Source organism: Kitasatospora sp. NPDC088134 (assembly GCF_044741705.1).
Lineage (GTDB): Bacteria > Actinomycetota > Actinomycetes > Streptomycetales > Streptomycetaceae > Kitasatospora.
Genome location: NZ_JBIUTD010000008.1, coordinates 314,481 through 321,956, shown reverse-complemented (window position 1 = coordinate 321,956; position 7,476 = coordinate 314,481). Strand labels below are relative to the sequence as shown.

5 protein-coding genes and 1 rRNA gene are annotated in these 7,476 nt (G+C 69.8%); 5 read left to right on the top strand and 1 reads right to left on the bottom strand.

The window, feature by feature from the left end; genetic code table 11:
• The first annotated feature begins 130 nt into the window (after positions 1 to 130).
• Positions 131 to 247: ribosomal RNA gene (gene rrf / locus ACIOHG_RS16400) — 5S ribosomal RNA — on the top strand.
• Positions 248 to 577: 330 nt separating this feature from the next.
• Here rrf and ACIOHG_RS16395 read toward each other — a convergent pair.
• Positions 578 to 1,675, bottom strand: coding sequence for an RICIN domain-containing protein (locus tag ACIOHG_RS16395; RefSeq protein WP_400950623.1), 1,098 nt, complete (start codon positions 1,673 to 1,675; stop codon positions 578 to 580).
• A 383-nt stretch (positions 1,676 to 2,058) separates the two neighbouring features.
• On the opposite strand from ACIOHG_RS16395, the gene ACIOHG_RS16390 reads away from it, so the two are divergent.
• The 4 genes from ACIOHG_RS16390 (at position 2,059) to ACIOHG_RS16375 (ending at position 7,065) form a co-directional block, all read left to right on the top strand.
• On the top strand, positions 2,059 to 2,409 hold the full coding sequence (locus tag ACIOHG_RS16390; protein WP_400950589.1) for a hypothetical protein: 351 nt from the start codon (positions 2,059 to 2,061) through the stop codon (positions 2,407 to 2,409).
• Positions 2,406 to 2,660 (top strand): hypothetical protein, encoded by a 255-nt coding sequence (locus tag ACIOHG_RS16385; RefSeq protein WP_400950586.1) that lies wholly within the window; start codon positions 2,406 to 2,408, stop codon positions 2,658 to 2,660. Before ACIOHG_RS16390 ends, ACIOHG_RS16385 begins: the two co-directional genes overlap by 4 nt.
• A gap of 689 nt (positions 2,661 to 3,349) precedes the next feature.
• Positions 3,350 to 5,554 carry an ATP-dependent RecD-like DNA helicase gene (locus ACIOHG_RS16380; RefSeq protein WP_400950585.1) on the top strand — a complete coding sequence of 735 codons (2,205 nt, stop codon included), beginning with the start codon at positions 3,350 to 3,352 and terminating at the stop codon, positions 5,552 to 5,554.
• 221 nt (positions 5,555 to 5,775) lie between these two features.
• Entirely contained in the window at positions 5,776 to 7,065 is a 1,290-nt protein-coding gene (locus tag ACIOHG_RS16375) for a citrate synthase (protein WP_400950582.1), read from the top strand.
• The last annotated feature ends 411 nt before the right edge of the window (positions 7,066 to 7,476 follow it).

Sequence of the window (7,476 nt, the reverse complement as noted above, 5' to 3'; positions counted from 1 at the left end):
CTCGTGAGGGGTGGAGTTGACCGGTACTAATAGGCCGAGGGCTTGTCCTCAGTTGCTCGCGTCCACTGTGTTGTTCTGAAACAACGACCCCCACCGATACGGGTGGGTGCGGTGCACAGTTTCATAGTGTTTCGGTGGTCATAGCATGAGGGAAACGCCCGGTTACATTCCGAACCCGGAAGCTAAGCCTCACAGCGCCGATGGTACTGCAGGGGGGACCCTGTGGGAGAGTAGGACGCCGCCGAACAATCATTGTGGAGAAGCCCCCTGACGGGAAGTCAGGGGGCTTCTTCGCGTTTCGGGGGCAAATGATTCCGGTCCGCGATGTGGTTGTCGAGACCCATGAGAACCGGGCGAGACCGTGCCTGCCCGAACAACACGCCCGTGCCCGCCGGACCGGGACAGCTGGCTCTCCAGAATCGCGCTGTCACCCGACAGGATGCCGCTGATCTGCGGCGCTTCCTGATCCGGGTGCCCGACCCACGCAGTCGGCGGGGGCGGCGGTATCCGAGAGGCCCCTCCTACGGAGTCTTCTCCACTCCGCAGAGGACTTCGTAGGAGGGGTCAACCGATCCCGCTACGCGCACTTGCGGATGGTCACCCGGCCGCCGTTCTTGGTCATCTCACTGGAGTGCGGCGCGAGACAGAGCCCCGTCCACTGGTTGGTGAAGGTGTAGGTACCGCTGATCCTGGTCGGGTTGACCGACCAGAGCTGGTTGCCCGACTCCCAGCGGGTCTCGCAGCCCCACCACATGACCTGGGTGTTCTGGCCGGGCGGGGTGCCGTTGTTGTAGGGGACTGTGAGGCAGTAACCGTTGTTGTTGCGGATGGTGAAGTAGCCGTTGCTCGCCTTGACGGCGTTCCATTTCTGCGCGGCACTGCCGTCGCAGGTGCGCTGCACCACGAGCCCGCCGTTGGGGACGGTGGGGCCGATGGCCAGGCACTTGCCGCTCAGCAGGTTCTTGTAGGGAGCCTTGCCGCCGGCCGACCACATGTCGTAGGTCTTGGTGGTCGGCGGGTTCTGCCCGCAGATGTCCCTCAGCTCCGTGTCGGTCATCTTGCGGCTCTGATACAACCAGGCGAAGGACCGGCTGGTGTCCGGCACCCGGACGACCGCGTTCTTGACGAGCTCGTTCTTGTTGCCGTCGTAGCGGGCATCGATGTCGACGACCGCCTCGATCAGCGGCTCCCTGACCTCGATCCAGCCGACGCTGCCTTGGGGGACCGTGGCGGTGTGCGTGTGGGTGTCGCTGGTGCTCCAGGTCCAGCTCCAACCGAGCTTGGGCCCGACGGAGGCCTCCCAGTCACCGAACTTCTTCTTCCCGCCGATGTCGAGGCCGAAGGAGAAGCTGGTGGAGGAGCTCTTGGTTCCGGCGACGCTCACGCTGCCGCTACTGGTGCAGCCGTAGGCGATGGGGCTGTTCCCACCGCCGAGCTTGTCGGGCATGGTGGCCTCGCCCCATATTTGCTTGCTGCTTTTGAAGGTGAGGTAGCACTCGGGGTCCCAGTAGATGATGTCCCCGGCCTGCGTGGGCCTCGGGTCGGCGCAGTCCGCGGCTACCTGCGCGGGCGACGCGGCCGCTACCTGCGCGGGCGACTTGGCCGCCGCGAACGCCGTCGGGGTCAGCGGGAAGTAGCTCATTATCAAGGCGAGCAACACGATCGCCTTCTTCATGTTCTTCACGAGGCGTGAGCTTAGGGATCATGAATGGCCGCTGAGGGAACGCTGTATGTATCTCAGGGGCATTGCATGGTTGCGGTCTGTTCGGATCGATCACGTGAGGCCGAGGATTCGCAGGGGTCGGGTGTGGTCGCGGCCGGTGTGGCGGAGGGCAGCGGCGATGTTGGTGTGGCCGTTCCGTCTGCCGGCGGTCGCGCTGGGGTTGACGGACCGTCAACTGGACTGTGCCTGGCGGGCGGAGCTGCTGTTGCAGTTGGCGTGCGGCGCTGGGCGGGCCCGGTTGTTGGGGGCGGCGGTCGTGGAGCGGGCGCTGTGCACGGTGCCGGCGGCGCTGCGGTGGCCGCCGGCTGGCGGTGGCCGGGGCGGGCGGGCCGCTGGTGACGGTGTTCGTGGTGCTGCGGGCGCCGGTGGACTTCTACCGCCGTTCGACGGCGCCGCAGTTCGACACCCTGGACCGGGGCCTGACCGAGGTCGGCGAGACGTTCCGGCAGGGTGCGTCGGGGGAGTCGGGGCAGACCCTGGTGCGGGTGCCCGGATGGGCCGAGAGCGAGGGCCTGGAGGTCGGCGGGGCGGACGTGCGGCAGCCGACGGGCCGTCCGGGGGTGCTGTCGACGGTGTACGCGCAGGACGCCGCGGACCGGGTGGCCTGGGTGGTGGGCCGGGCGATCCGGGCGGCGTTCCGGTCGAACTGTGGCTGTCCGGGGAGGTGTTGGCGCAGTTCGAGTTGACGGTAAGTCAGTACGTGCTGCTGACCGGGACGGCGGTGGTGGTCGGGGAGTACCGGCCGCTGGACGGTGCGGACGGACTGTGGCGTCGGCTTCCGCCGCTGAACTCGCCGTTGACCGCGGCGGCGCCGGGCGGCTTCGTGCTGTACGGGGAGGCGCTGATGGCCCCGGCGGGGCTGGAGGGGATGGAGGCGCGCGGGATGCGGACGATGGACGTCAAGTGGGCGTTCGGGGTTGCCGAGCAGCCGTGGTGACGGGCGGGACGGCGCGCGGGGTGCGTGAGTTGTCGGCGGGGGTGCGGAGCCGCGGCCTCGGTCCAGGCGCGGAGCCGGCTGTCGGCGGTGGCTGCGGCCCGGCTCGGCGCGCGGCGCCGGGAGGCCGTTCTGGCGCTGCAGCGGGCCCGGGGTGCGGGGGAGGTCGGGCTGGCGGCCGTTCGGCTGCTGGAGGCCGTCCCGGCGGTCCTGGTGGGCCTGTTGGTGGGGTGGGTGCTGTCGGTCCGGTGGGTGGACGGGCGGGTGCTGGGTGATCGGTGGCCGCGCTGTTGTTGGCGGGGGCGCCTACGGTCGCGGTGTGGCGGCAGGGGGTGGGCGGGGCGCCGGGCAGGTCGGGAGCCGGTGCCGCAGCGCGGCCCGAGGCGGGCGTTCGGCCGGTCCGGGCGGCTGGTGCTGGTGCTCGTCGGGGTGGGCGTCCTGCAGGTGCGGCTGCGTGGCGCGACTCCGGCCGGGTCGGCCGATCCGGACCCGCAACTCGCCGTGGTGCCGGTGGTGTTGGGCCTGGCGCTGTTGGTGCTGGTGCCGGGCGCGGCGGCGGGTGCCGTAGGTCCTTCGCCGGGGGGAGGGCGCGGTGTGGCGCGGGGCGGGTTCCCCGGGCCGGGCCGGGGTGTCGGTGCGGGGGAGTACGGTCCTGGTGGCGGTGTGTCCTGATCGCGGGTGAGGTGTGTCCGTTGCAGCTGGCTCAGGTGGAAGGGGTCCTGGAGCGGATCACGTACGCCAACGAGGAGACGGGGTACACGGTCGCCCGGGTGGACACCGGTCGCGGGGCGAACGACCTGCTGACGGTGGTGGGGGCGCTGCTGGGCGCGCAGGTGGGGGAGAGCCTGCGGCTGTTCGGGCGGTGGGGGTCGCACCCGCAGTACGGGCGGCAGTTCACGGTGGAGAACTACACGACGGTGCTGCCCGCCACCGTGCAGGGCATCCAGCGGTACCTCGGGTCGGGGCTGATCAAGGGCATCGGGCCCAGGTTCGCGGAGCGGATCGTGGAGCGCTTCGGGGTGGAGACCCTGGAGGTGATCGAGCACGAGCCGGGGCGGCTGATCGAGGTGCCGGGCCTCGGCCCGAAGCGGACGAAGATGATCGCCAAGGCGTGGGAGGAGCAGAAGTCCATCAAGGAGGTGATGGTCTTCCTGCAGAGTGTCGACGTGTCGACTTCGCTGGCGGTGCGGATCTACAAGCAGTACGGGGACGCCTCGATCGGGGTGGTGAAGAACCAGCCGTACCGGCTGGCCTCGGACGTGTGGGGCATCGGCTTCCTGACGGCGGACCGGATCGCGCAGGCGGTGGGCATCCCGCACGACTCGCCGGAGCGGGTGAAGGCGGGCCTGCAGTACGCGCTGTCGCAGTCCACCGACCAGGGGCACTGCTACCTGCCGGAGGAGCGGCTGATCGCGGACGGCGTGAAGCTGCTCCAGGTGGACGTGGGCCTGGTGATCGACTGCCTGGCGGAGCTGGTCGCGGCCGAGGGGGTGGTGCGGGAGCGGGTGCCGGGCGCGGAGGGGCAGGAGATCACCGCGGTGTACCTGGTGCCGTTCCACCGGGCGGAGATCTCGATGGCGGGCCAGTTGCTGCGGCTGCTGCGCACCGGCGAGGACCGGATGCCGTGGTTCCGCGAGGTGGACTGGCCGGCCGCGCTGGGCTGGCTGGCGCAGCGGACGGGTGCCGAACTCGCCCCGGAGCAGGAGCAGTCGGTGCGGCTGGCGCTGACCGAGAAGGTCGCGGTGCTGACGGGCGGCCCGGGCTGCGGCAAGTCGTTCACGGTGAAGTCGATCGTGCAGCTGGCGCTGGCGAAGAAGGCCAAGGTGGTGCTGGCGGCGCCGACGGGGCGGGCGGCGAAGCGGCTGGCGGAGCTGACGGGCGCGGAGGCGTCGACGGTGCACCGGCTGCTGGAGCTGAAGCCGGGCGGGGACGCCGCGTACGACCGGGACCGGCCGCTGGACGCGGACCTGGTGGTGGTCGACGAGGCGTCGATGCTGGACCTGATCCTGGCGAACAAGCTGGTCAAGGCGGTCGCGCCGGGCGCGCACCTGCTGTTCGTGGGGGACGTCGACCAGTTGCCGTCGGTGGGTGCGGGCGAGGTGCTGCGGGACATGCTGGCGCCGGGCAGTCCGATCCCGTCGGTGCGGCTGACCAGGATCTTCCGGCAGGCCCAGCAGTCGGGCGTGGTGGTGAACGCGCACCGGATCAACGAGGGCCTGCCGCCGCTGACCGAGGGGATGGCGGACTTCTTCCTGTTCGTGGAGGACGACGCGGAGCGCGCCGCCGGCCTGACGGTGGACGTGGTGGCGCGCCGCATCCCGCAGAAGTTCGGCCTGGACGCGCGGCGCGACGTGCAGGTGCTGGCGCCGATGCACCGGGGCCCGGCGGGCGCGGGCGCGCTGAACACGCTGCTCCAGTCGGCGGTCACCCCGGCCCGCGAGGGTCTGCCCGAACGCCGGTTCGGCGGGCGGACGTTCAGGGTCGGCGACAAGGTGACGCAGATCCGCAACAACTACGAGAAGGGGCGCAGCGGGGTCTTCAACGGCACAGTGGGCGTCGTGACCTCACTGAGCGTGGACGACCAGCGGCTGACGGTGCTGACCGACGAGGACGAGGAGGTGCCGTACGACTTCGACGAGCTGGACGAGCTGGCGCACGCGTACGCGGTCACGATCCACCGTTCGCAGGGCAGCGAGTACCCGGCGGTGGTGATTCCCGTCACGACCTCGGCGTGGACGATGCTGCAGCGGAACCTGCTCTACACGGCGGTGACGCGGGCGAAGAAGCTGGTGGTGCTGGTCGGATCGCGCAAGGCCATCGGCCAGGCGGTGCGGGCTGTGAGCGCCGGAAGGCGGCACTCCGCCCTGGACCACAGATTGGCTGCGGGCCGCGGTTGAGGGGGTACGGTACGTCCTGAGGTTGTCTTGACGTGAAGAGATTTAGGGCGGAACCTGGTCCGGTGCCGATCTTGTCCGGTTCGTACCGGCGGCGGCACCGGAGTTTGTAGGCCCCGGTCCTTCCCGGGGTCACCCCCGGGTGCGCGACCGTCCTTCGGGTGGGGGATCGTTGGGACAGTCAGGGCAGTCGGATGAGGATCAATTTCGTCGGTGAGGAAGACGTGAGCGACAAATCGGTAGTACTGCGGTACCAGGGCGGCGAGTACGAGTACCCCGTCGTCGAGAGCACTGCGGGCAACGACGGTTTCGACATCTCGAAGCTGCTGCCGCAGACCGGCCTGGTCACCCTGGACAACGGTTTCGGCAACACCGCCGCCAACAAGTCCGCGATCACCTTCATTGACGGTGACGCCGGCATCCTGCGCTACCGCGGCTACCCGATCGAGCAGCTGGCCGCAGACGCCAACTTCATCGAGACCGCCTACCTGCTGATCAACGGCGAGCTGCCGAACGCGGACCAGCTCGCCGCGTTCAGCAACGAGATCACCCAGCACACGCTGCTGCACGAGGACGTCAAGCGCTTCTACCAGGGCTTCCCCCGGGACGCGCACCCGATGGCGATGCTCTCCTCCGTGGTCGGCGGCCTGGCCACCTTCTACCCGGAGAGCCACAACCCGTTCGACGAGGCGCAGCGTCACCTGTCGACCGTCCGCCTGCTGGCGAAGCTGCCGACCATCGCGGCCTACGCCTACAAGAAGGCCGTCGGTCAGCCCTTCGTCTACCCGCGCAACGACCTCGGGTACGTCGAGAACTTCCTGCGGATGACCTTCGCCGTCCCGGCCGAGGACTACGAGCTGAACCCGGTCGTGGTCAACGCCCTGGACAAGCTGTTCATCCTGCACGCGGACCACGAGCAGAACTGCTCGACCTCGACGGTGCGCCTGGTCGGCTCCTCGCACGCCAACCTGTTCGCCTCGATCTCGGCGGGCATCTCGGCGCTGTGGGGCCCGCTGCACGGCGGCGCCAACCAGGCCGTGCTGGAGATGCTGGAGCAGATCAAGCAGGACGGCGGCGACGTCGACGCCTTCATCCGCAAGGTGAAGAACCGCGAGGACGGCGTCAAGCTGATGGGCTTCGGCCACCGCGTCTACAAGGCGTTCGACCCGCGCGCCGCGCAGGTCAAGGTGCTCGCCCACGAGGTGCTGGCCCAGCTCGGCAAGTCCGACGAGCTGCTGGACATCGCCCTCAAGCTGGAGGAGCACGCGCTCAAGGACGACTTCTTCGTCTCGCGCAAGCTCTACCCGAACGTGGACTTCTACACGGGCCTGATCTACCGCGCGATGGGCTTCCCGACCAGCATGTTCACCGTGCTGTTCGCGATCGGCCGGCTCCCCGGCTGGATCGCCCACTGGCACGAGATGATCAAGGACCCGAGCAGCCGCATCGGCCGCCCGCGCCAGGTCTACACCGGCGTCGAGATCCGCGACTACGTGCCGCTCGACGCCCGCTGAGGCGTCCGCCGCACGGACCAGGGGCCCGGCCCCGCCCCCCCGCCGGGGGGGGCGGGGCCGGGCCCCTGGCGTTGTGCGTGCCGTACCTTTCGGGGCGCACGACGCCCGGGACGGCCCCGGGGGGGAACGGCCGCTCAAAGCGTTCCCCTGGTCCGGGCCCGGCCCGGCGTCGTGCGCGAGGACCGTCGACGAATCGACAGCCCGTCCGGGGCCCGCCGGAGCCCCGCTCTACAAAAGGTAAGACGTATCAGGGGGCGCAGAGTTACGCCAGGGGGGTGTGAGTTGCCTCTCTCCACTCTCCGTGTGCATCCGCGCACCCGAACGGCGGACCGCATATCACACCGCACGCCGGAGCGGCGGCGTCACCCACCCCGCAGTCCTCGCAACCCAGCGTGATAGGAATCGTGGCAA

Excerpts from the sequence above, each read along its gene's own strand:
- ACIOHG_RS16395 (WP_400950623.1), bottom strand. The coding sequence starts at position 1,675 with ATGAAGAAGGCGATCGTGTTGCTCGCCTTGATAATGAGCTACTTCCCG.